The 14,412-nt window shown below is 72.7% G+C and carries 14 protein-coding genes; 5 read left to right on the top strand and 9 right to left on the bottom strand.

Going from position 1 to position 14,412, the window contains the following annotated elements:
- Positions 1-7: 7 nt before the first annotated feature.
- Both CLV30_RS08155 and tmk read right to left on the bottom strand, forming a co-directional pair.
- The gene (locus CLV30_RS08155) at positions 8-1,165 is read right to left on the bottom strand and encodes a DNA polymerase III subunit delta' (protein WP_106536679.1); all 1,158 of its coding nucleotides are present in this window, start codon (positions 1,163-1,165) and stop codon (positions 8-10) included.
- Positions 1,162-1,785, bottom strand: a complete 624-nt coding sequence (tmk, locus tag CLV30_RS08150) for a dTMP kinase (RefSeq protein WP_106536678.1) — start codon at positions 1,783-1,785, stop codon at positions 1,162-1,164. The genes CLV30_RS08155 and tmk overlap by 4 nt, the downstream gene beginning before the upstream one ends.
- A gap of 233 nt (positions 1,786-2,018) precedes the next feature.
- On the opposite strand from tmk, the gene CLV30_RS08145 reads away from it, so the two are divergent.
- Complete coding sequence (locus CLV30_RS08145) at positions 2,019-2,732, top strand: DedA family protein (protein WP_165358456.1); 714 nt, start codon at positions 2,019-2,021, stop codon at positions 2,730-2,732.
- On the opposite strand, the gene CLV30_RS08140 is transcribed toward CLV30_RS08145, so the two are convergent.
- Together CLV30_RS08140 and topA are read right to left on the bottom strand one after the other, a co-directional pair.
- Entirely contained in the window at positions 2,720-3,937 is a 1,218-nt protein-coding gene (locus CLV30_RS08140) for a serpin family protein (protein WP_106536676.1), read from the bottom strand. The two genes, CLV30_RS08145 and CLV30_RS08140, sit on opposite strands and share 13 nt — an antisense overlap.
- Before the next feature lie 31 nt (positions 3,938-3,968).
- Positions 3,969-6,596 (bottom strand): type I DNA topoisomerase, encoded by a 2,628-nt coding sequence (gene topA / locus CLV30_RS08135; protein ID WP_106536675.1) that lies wholly within the window; start codon positions 6,594-6,596, stop codon positions 3,969-3,971.
- A gap of 138 nt (positions 6,597-6,734) precedes the next feature.
- Here topA and CLV30_RS08130 point away from each other — a divergent pair, with 138 nt between their 5' ends.
- Complete coding sequence (locus CLV30_RS08130) at positions 6,735-7,313, top strand: ArsR/SmtB family transcription factor (protein WP_106536674.1); 579 nt, start codon at positions 6,735-6,737, stop codon at positions 7,311-7,313.
- Positions 7,310-8,584, top strand: coding sequence for an MFS transporter (locus CLV30_RS08125; protein WP_106536673.1), 1,275 nt, complete (start codon positions 7,310-7,312; stop codon positions 8,582-8,584). The genes CLV30_RS08130 and CLV30_RS08125 overlap by 4 nt, the downstream gene beginning before the upstream one ends.
- Positions 8,585-8,803: 219 nt before the next feature.
- Here the strand turns inward: CLV30_RS08125 and CLV30_RS08120 are convergent, their stop codons facing one another.
- The 4 genes from CLV30_RS08120 to CLV30_RS08105 form a co-directional block, all read right to left on the bottom strand.
- Positions 8,804-9,496: a YggS family pyridoxal phosphate-dependent enzyme gene (locus CLV30_RS08120; RefSeq protein WP_106536672.1), complete on the bottom strand. Its 693-nt coding sequence runs from the start codon at positions 9,494-9,496 to the stop codon at positions 8,804-8,806.
- A 108-nt stretch (positions 9,497-9,604) separates the two neighbouring features.
- A complete protein-coding gene (locus tag CLV30_RS08115; RefSeq protein ID WP_106536671.1) occupies positions 9,605-10,603 on the bottom strand; it encodes an aldo/keto reductase in 999 nt (332 codons plus the stop codon).
- 49 nt (positions 10,604-10,652) lie between these two features.
- The gene (locus CLV30_RS08110) at positions 10,653-11,051 is read right to left on the bottom strand and encodes a MerR family transcriptional regulator (RefSeq protein WP_205740496.1); all 399 of its coding nucleotides are present in this window, start codon (positions 11,049-11,051) and stop codon (positions 10,653-10,655) included.
- A 102-nt stretch (positions 11,052-11,153) separates the two neighbouring features.
- Complete coding sequence (locus tag CLV30_RS08105) at positions 11,154-11,957, bottom strand: M28 family metallopeptidase (RefSeq protein WP_205740497.1); 804 nt, start codon at positions 11,955-11,957, stop codon at positions 11,154-11,156.
- 43 nt (positions 11,958-12,000) lie between these two features.
- Between CLV30_RS08105 and CLV30_RS26930 the strand changes: the two genes are divergently transcribed.
- Both CLV30_RS26930 and CLV30_RS08100 read left to right on the top strand, forming a co-directional pair.
- Positions 12,001-12,273 carry a hypothetical protein gene (locus CLV30_RS26930; protein WP_205740498.1) on the top strand — a complete coding sequence of 91 codons (273 nt, stop codon included), beginning with the start codon at positions 12,001-12,003 and terminating at the stop codon, positions 12,271-12,273.
- Between the two features lie 9 nt (positions 12,274-12,282).
- On the top strand, positions 12,283-13,116 hold the full coding sequence (locus CLV30_RS08100; protein ID WP_106536669.1) for a TetR/AcrR family transcriptional regulator: 834 nt from the start codon (positions 12,283-12,285) through the stop codon (positions 13,114-13,116).
- On the opposite strand, the gene CLV30_RS08095 is transcribed toward CLV30_RS08100, so the two are convergent.
- Entirely contained in the window at positions 12,999-14,378 is a 1,380-nt protein-coding gene (locus CLV30_RS08095; RefSeq protein ID WP_106536668.1) for an aminotransferase class V-fold PLP-dependent enzyme, read from the bottom strand. The genes CLV30_RS08100 and CLV30_RS08095 overlap by 118 nt on opposite strands.
- Positions 14,379-14,412: the final 34 nt, after the last annotated feature.

Raw genomic sequence — 14,412 nt, 5'->3', positions numbered from 1 at the left:
GCCGAGGTCAGCCCTCGCGCAGCGTCAGCGCCATCGACTCGAGCGCCAGCAGTGGTGCCGCGTTGGCCTGCAACGCTTCGCGCGCGGCGACGACCGCCTCCATGCGCCGCAGCGTCGACTCCGCACGGCCGGAACCGGCGAGCCGGTCGAGCGACGGTCGCATCTCCTCGTTGACCAGTTCGGTCCGCACCCCGAGCTGGATCATCAGCACGTCGCGGTACAGCGCCAGCACGTCCACCAGAGCGCGGTCGATGGAGTCGCGCTGCACCCGGGTGCGGCGCAGCTTCTGCTCTTTCTCGAGCTCCTTCACCGCGCTCTCCATGTTGCGCGGCCGACGCCCGGTGGTGCCGGCGCCGAGCGCGGTGCGCAGGTCTTCGACCTCGCGTTCGTCCAGCGCGTCGCAGTGCCGCTCGGCGTCGGCCTTGGCCGCCTCGACGAGATTGGCCGCGGCGTCGAGGCACTGCCGCAGGTCGGTGAGGTCGAACGGCAGCCGCAGCACCTCGGCGCGGCGGTTGCGGGCGTCCTCGTCGGTGGCCAGCGCGCGTGCCCGCCCGACATGGCCCTGTGACGCCCGGGCGGCGAACTCGGCGGTGCGTTCCTCGACGTTCTCGGTGGCGGCCAGGTGCCGGGCGACGTCGGTGTACGGCGGCGTGCGCAGCTGCACCACCCGGCAGCGGGAGCGGATGGTTGGCACGATGTCCTCCGCCGTCGGCGCGCAGAGCATCCAGACGGTGCGCTCGGGCGGCTCCTCGACCGACAGCAGCAGCGCGTCCGCGGCGTCCTCGCCGAGGCGGTCGGCGTCCTCGACCACCACGATCTGCCAGCGACCACGTGACGGTCGCAGCGCCGCACGCGGCACGAGATCGCGGACCTGCCCGATCCGGATGTTCAGCCCTTCGGTGACCAGGTGCGCGACGTCCGGATGCGTGCCGGCGCGAACCTCGGTGCACTCGGAGCAGCTGCCGCACCCGCCGTCGGGGCACTGCAGCGCCGCGGCGAACGCGCGGGCCACCACAGACCGGCCGGACCCGGGAGGCCCGGTGAACAGCCACGCGTGCGTCATGTCGCCGCGGCCGTCACCGGCCCGAGCAGCCGACGCGTCCTCGACCGTGCGCTGCAGCCCGGGCACGACGGTCTGCCCGACCACGGCGTCCCAGACACTCATGAGCGCACCTTGTCGACGGCGGCGGCGATCTCGGCGGCGACGACGTCCTCGGCTCGACCGGCGTCGACCACCAGGTAGCGCTCCGGCGCCGCCGCGGCCCGGGCGAGAAACGCCCGGCGCACCTGCTCGTGCAGCTCGCCGGGCTCGCGTTCGATGCGATCGGCATGGCCCTGCCGTTCGACGCGGGCACGCCGGGTGGGTTCGTCGATGTCGAGCAGAACGGTGAGATCCGGCTGCAGCCCGGCGGTCGCGAACTCCGAGATGGTCGCGACCTCGTCGACCCCGAGCCCGCGCCCGACGCCCTGGTAGGCGACCGACGAGTCGACGTAGCGGTCGACCAGGACCACCGCACCGCGGCGCAGGGCAGGCCGGACGACCGAGGCCACGTGGTCGGCACGGTCCGCCGCGAACAGCAGCGCCTCGGCACGCGGGTCGAGATCGTCGCCGTCGAGCACGAGGGCGCGCACCTGCGGCCCGATGCGCGAGTCGCCGGGCTCACGGGTGACCACGACGTCGTCGCCGCGAGCGCGCAACTGCTCGGCCAGCAGCGCGAGCTGCGTGGACTTGCCGACGCCGTCGCCGCCCTCGAAGGCGATGAACACCCCACCTGCTACCGTCACGCGGCCAGCGTAGTGAACGCCACTGACACCACGCCCGCCGCCCGGCCGCTCCCGGCCCGGAAAGCCGGCACCGGAGAACCACCCCCGGAGGGCCCGCCCCCGAGAGAACTGCAACCGCGGGGGTGGGGGCAGCCACCGTAGATCCCTGAACTCGACCCTGAGTTAACCCTGAATTCGCAGGTCAGCCGTTGATTCGACGATCGCCGGCAGCAACGGTTGACAGCATGGATCTCATGTCGTTCGTCGCTGTTCCGGTCGCCGCCTATCTCGTCATGGCGGCACTGGTGGCGCTCGACGCACTCTTCCCGGCGTTGCCGGGCGAGGTCTTCGTGGTCTCCGCCGGCGCACTGTCCGCGGCCGGGCACCTCGACCTGGGCTGGACCGTCGCGGCAGCGGCCGCGGGCGCCGTGACGGGCGACCTCACGGTGTACGCCATCAGCCGGCACCGACTGCCGAGGGTGCTGGACCGATCCCGGCTGGGCCGGCGGATCCAGGCGAGCGTCGACCGCGCCCACGCCCGGATGGGCTCCACGAGCGCCGCCGCGATCATCGCCGCGCGGTTCGTCCCGCTGGGCCGCACGACGGTCAGCGCCGCAGCAGGGCTGGCCGGCATCCGGCCGCGGCGATTCGCCGTGCTCGCCGCGGTGGGTGCGGCGTCCTGGGCGAGCTTCACGGCCGGCCTCGGGTTCGTCACCGGCAACGTCACGGACGCGCCGCTGCTGCTGCAGGTCGCCATCGGCGTCGCCATCGGCGTCGTCGTCGGCGTGTGGGCCGGCACCCTGCACACCATCTCTCGCACCCGGCGCCGCATGTCCGGCCGCGCGGCACGCGACGCCGAGTCGTCCGCCCGCAGCTCCCGCGAGCCCGGGCAGCGCGCCAGGGACGAGGACCCGCCGCGCGAGTCCGGCCCGTCACGACTGCACCAACTGGCGGCTCAGCGTCCCTGACGCGCGTTGCGCGGCTCCGGCGGCGTCCACGGCGCGGGGTCGTCCACCCAGCCGGCGAACAGCACCAGCCCACTCGTCCGGTGCACGGCGAGGAACCCGAACGGACGGTCGTAGGTGGCGGCGAGCCCACGAGCGCGTTTCGACGGCGCCGACACGGCACGCAGCCCCATGGCCGTCACCGCAGCAGCCTCGAACCCGGTGGCGCTGAAGATCGCGACCGCGGCCTGCTTCGCCTGATCGACCCGGAGTGGCACCGGGCCGATCTCGGGAAAGTGCCCGCGGTCCGGGCGGCTCACCGTCTCGAGCCCGAACGTCCGCGGCAGCTGAAGCAGGTCGTGCTCGGAGCGGACGGTGAACCGGGTCGTCCGCAGCGCGAGCCCGGGCCGTTCGGCCGCCACGACCGCCAGCCCGGGCCACCCGGTGTCACCCGTGTCGGCCGACACCGGGTCGCCGGAGCCGGACCCCAGAACCTCGCTGCCGTGGGTGGACGGGTGAGCGCCCGTCGCCACCGGCAGCGCCGCCGGAAGGACGTCGCCGGGCCCGGCGCCCGCCCCGCCCAGCACCAGGTGCACGTCGATGTCGTTCTCGCCCGCGACCCGGGTCACCGTCACCGGCCCGGCCGCGGTGGTGGCCACACGCACGTCGTCGAGCTCGCCGGTGTTCCGGCTCAGGCCCGCGAGCCGCCGGCCGCTCCACGCCCCGGCGGACGGCGTCAGCCGCTCGTCGGTGAACGCGCGGGTCCACGTCGTCCGCAGCGTCAGCGCGGTGGCCAGGGTCAGCATGAGCTCCGGACCGGTCTGCACCGGGAACCGCTCGATGAGGCCTCGGGTGCGCTCGTTCGCCCACCGGTCGAGGGCCGGCTGGTCGACCTCGGCGTCCCCGACCAGCTCTCCGTACGTTCCGGACGGCAGCCGGTCGCGCCACCGCGGACTGACCCGGGCCGCCTCCTGCGCCCACAGGCCAAGCGCCGCGTCCACGCCGTCCAGATCGTCCAGGACCTTGAGCACCTCCCGGGCGGCGTCCATGCCGGCGTCCGGCGCCAGCCGCGCCGCCGTGCCCAGCTCCGCACGCCCCGGCTCGTCCGCGGACGCCGCCAGCACGGCCAGCAACGGCCACAGGCCCGCGCCCGACAGCACGCCGGCGCCGCGGGTGTGCGCCAGCCAGGACGAGGTGAGCTCGTTGACCTCGGACGCGTGCGTCTCCATGGGGGCCGAGCCTACGCGCCGTGCCGCGTCGCTAGGACTTGCTGCTGGTGCGCGAGCGGCTCGCGCGCTTCTTCGGCGCCGGGCCCTTGGCCCGCTTCTCCGCCATCAGCTCGACCGCACGCTCGTGCGTCAGCTGCTCGATCGGGGTGCCGCGCGGCACCGTCACGTTCGTCTCGCCGTCGGTGATGTACGGCCCGAACCGGCCGTCCTTGACCACCAGCGGCTTTCCGTTGGCGGGGTCCTCGCCGAGCTCACGCAGCGGCGGGGTCGCGGCGCGGGCGCCACGACGGCCCTTGGGCTGTGCGAACAGCTTCTCGGCCTCGTCGACGGTGATGGTGAACAGCGACTCCTCGTCCGGCAGCGACCGGGAGTCCGAGCCCTTCTTGACGTAGGGCCCGTACCGGCCGTTGGCGGCGACGATGTCGGTGCCCTCGGCGTCCTGCCCGATGGTGCGCGGCAATGTGAGCAGCCGCAGCGCGTCCTCGAGCGTGACCGTCTCGACCGACATGCTCTTGAACAACGACGCGGTGGGCGCCTTGGTGCCCTTCGGGGCGTCGTCCGGCAGCAGCTCGGTGACGTACGGCCCGTACCGCCCGGACTTGGCGACCACCGTGCGGTCGGTCTCGGGGTTCACGCCCAGCTCGCGGTCACCGTTGCCGCGGCTCACCAGCTCGCGCGCGGTCTCGACGTCGAGCTCGTCCGGCGGCAGGTCCTCGGGGACGCTGCCCCGGTTGCCCTCGGGATCCTCGACGTACGGTCCGTAACGGCCGACCCGGACGGTGAACCCCTCACCCAGCGGGAACGAGGAGATCTCGCGGGCGTCGATCTCGCCGAGGTTGTCGGCGAGCTTCTTCAGCCCCTCGATGCTGTCGTCGCCGTGCCAGAACTGCGCCAGTTCCTGCGCCCGGTCGGCGTTCCCGGCGGCGATGCCGTCGAGGGCGTCCTCCATCTTCGCGGTGAACTCGTAGTCGATCAGCCGGGTGAAGTGCTTCTCGAGCAGTTGCACGACGGCGAACGCCAGCCAGGCCGGCACCAGCGCGTTGCCGCGCTTGAACACGTAGCCACGGTCCAGGATGGTGCGGATGATCGACGCGTACGTGGACGGGCGGCCGATCTCGCGGTCTTCGAGCTCTTTGACCAGTGTCGCCTCGGTGTAGCGGGCGGGCGGCTTGGTGGTGTGGCCCTCGGCCTCGATGCCCGCGGGGCTCACGCTCTGCCCCTCGGCCAGCTGCGGCAACCGCCGCTCGCGGTCGTCCAGCTCCGCCTCGGGGTCGTCGGTGCCCTCGACGTAGGCCTTCAGGAACCCGTGGAAAGTGATGGTGCGCCCGGTCGCGCTGAACTCGACGGCCTCGCCGCTGGTGGCCGTGGCGCCGACGCGGACGGTGAGCGTCTCGCCCTTCGCGTCACGCATCTGGGAGGCGACCGTACGCATCCAGATCAGCTCGTACAGGCGGTACTCGTCGTCGCGCAGGCCGGTCTCGGCCGGTGTCTGGAAGGTGTCGCCGGCCGGGCGGACCGCCTCGTGCGCCTCCTGCGCGTTCTTCACCTTGCTGGTGTACTTACGCGGAGCGTCGGGCAGGTACTGCGAGCCGTACAGCTCGGAGACCTGCGACCGGGCGGCCGACAGCGCCGCGTCGGACAGCGTGATCGAGTCGGTCCGCATGTAGGTGATGTAGCCGTTCTCGTACAGCCGCTGCGCCACCTGCATGGTCCGCGCGGCGCCGTAGCCGAGCTTGCGCGAGGCCTCCTGCTGCAGCGTGGTGGTGCGGAACGGTGCGTACGGCTTGCGGGTGTACGGCTTGGCCTCGACCGAGCGGACGGTCTGGTCGACGTCGCCGAGCGCCTCGGCGAGGGCGTGCGCACGCTGCTCGTCGAGCACGACGACGTCGCCGCGCGACTTGACCTGGCCGAGCGCGTCGAAGTCGCGTCCGGTGGCGACCTTCGCGCCGTCGACGGTGACGAGCTTCGCCTCGAACGTGCTGGGCTGGTCCGAGCCGCGGGTGTCGAGCGTCGCGGTGAGGTCCCAGTAGGAGGCAGGGGTGAACGCCATCCGCTCGCGCTCGCGGTCGACGACGAGCCTGGTCGCGACGCTCTGCACCCGGCCGGCGGACAGGCCTTGCATGACCTTGCGCCACAGCACCGGCGAGATCTGGTAGCCGTAGAGCCGGTCGACGATGCGGCGGGTCTCCTGAGCGTCGACGAGGTCCTCGTCGATGTCGCGGGGCGCTTCGACGGCGGCGCGGATCGCGTCGCGGGTGATCTCGTGGAAGACCATGCGGCGCACCGGCACCTTGGGCTTGAGCTCCTCGCGCAGGTGCCAGGCGATGGCCTCGCCCTCGCGGTCCTCATCGGTGGCGAGCAGGAGTTCGTCGGCGTCCTTGAGCATGGACTTGAGCTTCTTGACCTGGTCCTTGGCCCGGCCTGCGGGAACGATGTACAGCGGCTCGAAGCCGCCCTCCACGTCCACGCCGACGGGGTTGCCGTAGCGCTCGCGGTGGGCTTCCGGAACGTCCGTCTTCTTGGACGGCAGGTCCCGGATGTGACCGAACGAGGACTCCACCATGTAGTCGTCGCCCAGGTAGCCGGCGATGGTCTTTGCCTTCGCCGGTGACTCCACGACGACCAGATGGCGCGACGTCCCGTTCGTGGATGGGGCCATGAAAGCTCCTCGTCTCGTCAACCCGCTGCCTCTCCCCTGCGACAACGCACGGTATCCGACGTTGTTCCCGACTCGCGAAGCAGAGTAACTGCAAAGCGTTGTTTGCAAAATTCTCTTTGCGGTTGTAGCTTCGCCGACATGGCTCTCTCCAGCAAGCACGTCGACGACGTCGACACGTTGCGCGCGCTGGCACATCCACTGCGGATCAAGCTGCTCGGCAGGCTGCGCGCCCACGGCCCCGCCACCGCGTCCGAGCTGGGCCGCGACCTCGACGAGTCCAGCGGCTCGACGTCGTATCACCTGCGCCAACTCGAACGGTTCGGCTTCGTCGTCGAGGACGAGGAGCAGCCGTCGAAACGCGAACGCCGGTGGCGGGCCGCACACGACGTCACCAGCTGGCGCTCCGCCGACTTCGCCGACAGCGAAGCTGGCCGCGCGGCCGACGAGTTCATCCGCCGGAACCAGCTGCAGATCATGCTCGACCGGCTCGAACACTGGAGTTCCATCCAGCACGAGTGGGACCCCGAATGGCTGGACGCCGCCGAGCACTCCGACGCGATCCTGTTCGTGCGCCCTGCCGACCTGACGGCTTTGTCCGCCGAACTGTGGGAGGTGGTCGCCCGCTACGCGGAGAACGCCCGGCCCGCCGACGACCCGGCCGCCGCGCACGTCTCGCTGCACTGGCTGGCCATCCCGTCGGAAGGGTTCCCGGAATGACACGCCTCGGCCCGCGGCAGGCACGCCGGCGCTACCTCGTCCTGCTGGCGCTGCGCTGGCTTCCCACCGGCATGCTGATCCCGGTGCTCGCCCTGCTGCCGCTGGAACGGGGCCTGTCGCTGTCCGAGCTGGGCATGGTCGTCGCCGCGCAGGGGTTCGTGGTGCTGGCGCTGGAGCTGCCCACCGGCGGGCTCTCGGACTCGATCGGCCGCCGGCCGGTGGTGCTGGCCGCGGGCGTGATCAACGTCGGCGTGCTGGCCCTGCTGTTCACCGCGGAATCCGTCGCCGCGTTCGCCGTCGCCTACGCACTGCAAGGCGTGTACCGCGCGCTCGACAGCGGCCCGCTCGAGGCGTGGTACGTCGACGCCGCGCTCGCGGCCGACCCGGATGCCGACATCTCCCGCGGCCTGTCCCACGGAGGCACCGCCCTGGGCGGCGCCGTGGCCGTCGGCGCGCTGACCGCGGGCGGACTGGTGGCGCTGGACCCGCTGCCCGGCGTCGAGGCCCTGGCCGTGCCGGTCCTGGTGGGGCTGATCGTGCAGGTCGTCGCGGTCGTGGCCACGGCCGTCCTGCTCGTCGAGGTGCGCCCGGCACAGGGGTGGCGTGCGGTCCGGACCTCCGTGCGCGGCGTTCCCGGCGTGATCGCCGGCAGCCTGCGCCTGCTGCGCCACTCGCGGGTGCTCACCGCCGTCATCTGCGTGGAGCTGTTCTGGGGCTTCGGCATGGTGGCGTTCGAGACGGTGATGCCGGTACGGCTCGCCGAGGTCGCCGGCGGTTCGGACGCGGCCGGCGCGATCATGGGGCCGGCGGCATCGGCAGCCTGGGGATTCTCCGCCGTGGGCGCCGCCCTGGTGCCGCTGTTGTCACGGCGGCTCGGCGTGCCGCTGACAGCCGCGGCGCTGCGGGTGCTCCAGGGCGGAACGGTCGTCGCGATGGCGCTGTTCGCCGGGCCGGTGGGACTCGTCGCTGCCTACTTCGCCACGTACATCGTCCACGGTGCGGCCAACCCGATGCACATGACGCTGCTGCACCAGCAGGTGACCAGTGCGCACCGGACGACGGTCGTGTCGCTGAACTCGATGGTGGCGCAGCCGGCCGGAGCGCTGGGCGGGATCGTGCTGATGGCTGTGGCCGACGCTGTGTCGGTGCAGGCGGCGATGCTCGTCGGCGCCGCCGTGCTGGCCGTCGCCGCGCCGCTGTACCTGCCCGCCCACCGGGCGCAGCGCCGCGACCGCTCGGCAACGCCCGAAGCGGAGCAAACGATCAGGTGACACCCGGCACGGTTTCTGCCGTTGGCCGTCACCTGATCGTTCCGTGTCCAGATCCTGGAGATGATCAGGTGACGGCCAACGAGACTGTGCCGCGTCGGAGCCGCTACTCCGTCACCTGATCACTGCCGTCGCGGCGATCAGGTGACCGCAGCCCAGACCCCGCGGCCCAGGCCCCACGGACCAAAAACCCGCGGACCAGGCCCCGCGGTCGACGGCACGCTACGAGCGAGCGCCGAAGACGGCGGAGCCGACGCGGACCATGGTGGCGCCTTCGGCGACGGCGACCTCGAGATCACCGCTCATCCCCATGGACAGCACCGGCAGCTCGAGCCCGTCGTCGCGCACCTGGTCGCGCAGCTCGCGCAGGGCGCGGTAGCTCGGCCGGGCCAGCTCGACGTCCGCCGCCGGCAGCCCGATGGTCATCAGCCCACGCACACGCAGCCGGTCGCGTTTGGCCACCGCGCGCACGACCTCCGCCGCCGACGCCAGCTCGACGCCGAACTTGCTGTCCTCGCCGGAGGTGTTGACCTGCACCAGCACGTCGACGGTCGCGTCCAGCGCCTCCAGCCGCCGCTGCAGACGGTCGGCCAGCTCGACCCCGTCGACCGACTGCACGCACGTGACGTACCGCAGCACCTGGTTGACCTTGTTCGTCTGCAGGTGCCCGATGAAGTGCCGCTCCACCGGCAGACCCGACAGTTCCGCGTCCTTCTCGGCCAGCTCCTGCACCCGGTTCTCGCCGGTCAGGTCCGCGCCCGCGCGGACGGCCGCCGCCACCCGCTCGGCCGGGACCGTCTTCGTCGCCAGCAGCACACGCACCCCGTCCGGCGAGCGCCCCACCACTTCGCAGGCGGCGGCGACTCGGTCGCGCACCGACGCGAGGTTCGCGCTGATCTGCGCGTCGCTGAGCATGACGTCCTTCCGTCCGCAGGTATCGGCTCGTCAACCGTACGCCGCGGCGCCGAAGCCGCTCATGATCATCGGCAGTTTCCGGTCCATGTGCCGGGAAAGTGCCGATGATCATGGGGAAGGCGGCGGAGACACCCCGGCGACGAAGCTCATGTCCGGGTACCGCTCGCCTGCCGGGACGATGTCGTCGAGCTGCGCCACCTCGTCCGGCGTCAACGCGACGTCGATCGCGCCCAGGTTCTCCTCGAGGTAGCGGCGCCGCTTGGTTCCGGGAATGGGCACGACGTCCGCGCCCTGCGCGAGCACCCACGCGAGCGCGAGCTGGCCCGCCGTGACGCCCTTGCTCTCGGCCAGCTCGCGGACCGCCTCCACCAGCTCGAGGTTTCGCGCGAACGCCTCCCCTTTGAACCGGGGGTTGTTCCGGCGGAAGTCGTCGGCGTCTAAGTCGTCCGGCGACGTGATGGCGCCGGTGAGGAACCCACGGCCGAGCGGGCTGTACGGCACCAGCCCGATGCCGAGCTCGCGGCAGGTGTCGACGATCTCGCTCTCGATGTCGCGGCTCCACAGCGACCACTCCGACTGCAGTGCGGCGATCGGGTGCACAGCGTGCGCGCGCCGGATCGTGGACGCCGCCGCCTCGGACAGCCCGAGATGGCCGACCTTGCCGGCGCGCACCAGCTCGGCCATCGCGCCGACGGTGTCCTCGATGGGCGTGCGTGGGTCCACCCGGTGCAGGTAGTACAGGTCGACGTGATCGACGCCGAGCCGGCGCAACGAGGCGTCGCAGGCGGCCCTGACGTACTCCGGGGAACCGTCGAAACCGCGTTTCGTGGGATCGTCCGGGTCGCGGACGATGCCGAACTTGGTGGCCAGCACCACCTCGTCGCGGCGGTCCGCGATGGCCCGTCCCACCAGTTCCTCGTTCGCGTGCGGGCCGTAGATGTCGGCCGTGTCCAGGAACGTCACGCCGAGGTCGAGGGCGCGGCGGATCGTCGCGACCGATTCGTTCTCGTCACGGCTGCCGTAGAACTCGCTCATGCCCATGCAGCCGAGGCCGAGCGCGGAGACGGTGAGACCGGAGCGCCCGAGAGCGCGTTCGGGTAGGGACATCCTCGTGTTTCTCCTTGTCGAGGTTTCGCCGACGCTCGCCGGCGCGGCGTCACGGTCGGGCGGACCCGCCGTACTTGGTGATCTTGTAGTCGACGACGTCCAGCGCACGGTGCAGCGCGTCGAGCCGGGCCTGGACGGCCTCCCGGTGGTGGAGCAGCAGCTCCAGCCGCTCCTGCTCGGTCGACGCCCCCTCGGCGACCAGCGTGAAGTACCGCTGGATGTCGCGGATCGGCATGTCGGTCTGGCGCAGCCGGGTGATGAACACGACGCGGTCGACGTCGTCGGCCGTGTACAGCCGGCGGCCGGCGTGGTCCCGCGGGACGGTCAGCAGCCCGATGCGCTCGTAATACCGCAGCGTGTGGGCGCTCACGCCGGTCCGCGCCGCGACCTCCGCGATGGTCTCGGTCGGGGTGGTGGTGTCGGGCAGGTCCAGTTCGGGCGTGGTCACATCGACGAACGTAGGCCTTCGAGTGCACTCGAAGTCAATACGCGGCCCAGGTTCCCCGGCGGCTGTCCGCGCGATGGCGCCGTCCCCCGGACGCGCCGGTGCTCACAGCGAGCGCAGCCACGTCCACGTGATGCGGCCGACCCGGTGCAGCTGGTGCGGGTCGACGACGGACGGCACGTCGTCCGGAGAGTGGTACCCGGCGAACGGCACGCTACCCAGGCGCGCCGCCGGGAGCGCCGCCTTCTCGAACGACCAGTGGTCGCTCGCCCGGTCCTCGCACCCCTGCGCCGGTGTCTCGACGTTCTCGGCGGCGGCCAGCAGCGCGTCCCGCAGGCCGGTGCCGTGCCGTCCGGCGGCGCACACCGGGACGTGGTCGGCCGGGACGCCGACGCGGTCCAGCGACACCATCGCGGTCAGCGCCGAACGCTGGGCGTCGGGCATCCGCGCGACGTACTGCTGTGAACCGAAGTGGTGCAGGTCGTCACCTTCGCCGCGCGGTTCCTCGGCCCCGAACGCGATGAACCGGACCGGGACGCCCGGCGGCCTGGCGGCGGCCAGCCGGGCGATCTCCAGCAGCACGCCGACACCGGACGCGTTGTCCTCGGCGCCGGGCGCTCGCGCCACCGTGTCGAGGTGGGCGCCGATGATCACGTGCCTGCTCGACGGATCGAATCCGGGCGGGTCGGCGATCACGTTCGCGGAGCGGCCGGCGCCCACGTCAACCCCCCAGGAGTCGCCCGCCGGCACGGGCACGGGCTCCGCGGTCACCCGGTAGCCGAGCGCGGCCAGCTCGCGCCGGACGTACCGCGCCGCCCGGTCGAACGCCGCGGAGGCCGCTTCCCGGGGGCCGATCTCTCCTGCCAGATGCTGCACGACGTCGAACGCGGCCGCCGGGTCGAACTCCACGGGGGTGGGCGACGGCGACGGCGTTGCGGGCGACGTGGCCGACGTGGGCGCCCGAGGCGACGTGGGCGACCTGGTCGACGTCGTGTGCGGTTCCGTGGGTGCGGCGGTTCCCGGCGCCGATGTGGCGGCGGATTCCGAGGCCGTCCCCGGCGACCCGGGAGACGGACCGGCGCTCTCGGACGGGTTGCTGCATCCACCGGACAGCAGCACGCACATGGCCGCGGCCGCCACCGTCCGTCGCGACCCGCTCCTGGTCATGCATCCATGGCAACCCGGATCACCGGTTCTGGCAAGCCTGCCGGCGCCGAGCTCGTAGGATCGGCGCATGGCCGAGCCGCACCGTTCCGGCTCCCCGCGTTCACTCCGTGCCGACGCCGCGCGCAACCGTGCCCGGATCGTCGACGCAGCGTGGCAGGTGTTCACCGCGCAGGGGCCCGACGCTCCGATGGAGGACGTCGCGCGTGTCGCCGGGGTGGGCGTGGCCACGGTGTACCGCAGGTTCGGCTCCCGCGCCGAGCTGGTGGCGTGTGCGTTCGAGCGGACGGTCGCCGCGTACGGCGAACTGGTCGACGACGCGCTCGCCGACCCGGACCCGTGGTCGGGCTTCCGCCACTTCATCGAGCAGATCTGCGCCACCCAGGCCGACGATCGAGGCTTCGCGCACGTGCTGAGCATGACGTTCCCGCGCCAGGGCCGCATCGAGGCCGAACGCGCCCGTGCCTACGACGGCATGGTCGAGCTGATCACCCGGGCCAAGTCCGCGGGCCGGCTGCGGGACGATTTCGCTCCCGAGGACATCGGCATGCTGCTCATGGCCAACGCCGGTGTGGTCGCCGCGACCAGGGACGCGGCACCCGACACCTGGCGGCGGTTCGTCGCCTACATGCTCCAGGCGTTCACCGCCGAGGGCGACGCTGCGCCCGCCCTGCCGCCACCGCCGACGTCGCGGGAGATGTACCGCGCTCTGGTCCGTGCCCAGCGCAACGCCGACCACCTGCGCGGCGGCGGCCCGGGGCACCGGATTCCGGGCCGGCGTCCGCGTCAAACCGCCTGGCCGGCACAGGGCGCCGCACCGGCGGACGGCTCGGGGGCCGGTGCCCAGTCCGGCCACGGACGCGGATCGGGGTCCGGCTCACAGCGGCCGTCCACGACGCTGTAGGTCCAGCCGGCACCGTCGCGCACCAGTCCTTCCACAGCCGCGACCAGCCGGTCCACGTCGGCGGCGGTCGTTCCCGCCCCGACGCTGGCCCGCACCGTGCCCTCGGGCCGGCCGAGCCGAGCGGCCAGCGGATGGGCGCAGAACCGCCCGTCGCGCACGCCGACACCGTGCTCGGCCGACAGGTACGCCGCTACCGCCCCGGGGTCGTGGCCGGCCACGTCGAAGGCGACCACGCCCACGGCGGATGCGCTGTCCGGCCACAGCCGGTGCACCTCCACCCCGGGCACCCGCAGCAGCCCACCGACCAGCCGGCGCCGCAGGGCGTCCTCGTGCGCCTCCAGACAACCCTCCGGCAGCGCCGCGAGGACCTGGCAGGCACGCGCCAGCGCGGCCACGCCGAGCACGTTGGGCGAGCCGGCTTCGTGCCGGGCGGGCGCCGCCGCCCAGGCCACCCGGTCGACGGCCACCTCGCGTACCGCGCCGCCTCCGGCGAGATACGGTTCCGCTTCGTCCAGCCAGTCGCTGCGACCGACCAGCACACCGGCGCCCCAGGGCGCGTAGAGCTTGTGCCCGGAGAAGGCGAGGTAGTCGACCTGCGACGCCACCAGGTCGATTCTGCGATGCGGGACCAGTTGCGCGCCGTCGACGACGATCCGCGCCCCGTTGCGGTGGGCGATGCGGGTCAGCAACCCCAGCGGAAGTTGCTCGCCGGTGACGTTGGACGCGCCGGTCACCGCCAGCAGCGCCGCCGGCCGGCGGGCCAGTTCGGTTTCCAGCCGGGACAGTGTGCGCTCCAGCGTCGCCGCGGCCTCGACCACCCGGTGCGAGCGCCACGGCAGCAGGTCGGCGTGGTGCTCGATGTCGAGAACCACCACCTCGCCGTCGTCCGGCAGACAGCGGGCCAGCAGGTTCAGCGAGTCGGTCGTGTGACGCGTGAACACGACGGCGTCGTCGCCGCGCGCGCCGACGAAACGACGGACGGTCTCCCGGGCGCCCTCGTAGACACGGGTGGAAACCTGCGAGGCGTAACCGGCGCCGCGGTGCACGCTCGCGTAGTACGGCAGGATCTCGTCGACGTGGTCGGCCACCGCACGCAGCGGCGGAGCGCTGGCGGCGTAGTCGAGGTTCGCGTACGGCCGCCGCTCTCCGGTCACCAGCGGAACCGGTGTGCCGGCGCCGATGACCGGCAGCAGCGGTGCGGCGGGAGCGGCCGGCAGTTCGGTTTCGCGGTGGCCGGCTTGCGGTAGGTCGGTCAGCGTCATGCTCGTCTCCCCAGGTCATCGGACCCGGCGCGAC

This window comes from Haloactinopolyspora alba (assembly GCF_003014555.1).
Taxonomy (GTDB): domain Bacteria; phylum Actinomycetota; class Actinomycetes; order Jiangellales; family Jiangellaceae; genus Haloactinopolyspora; species Haloactinopolyspora alba.
Note: the sequence above shows the minus strand (reverse complement) of the source record. Positions and strands in the feature narration are given on the sequence as shown.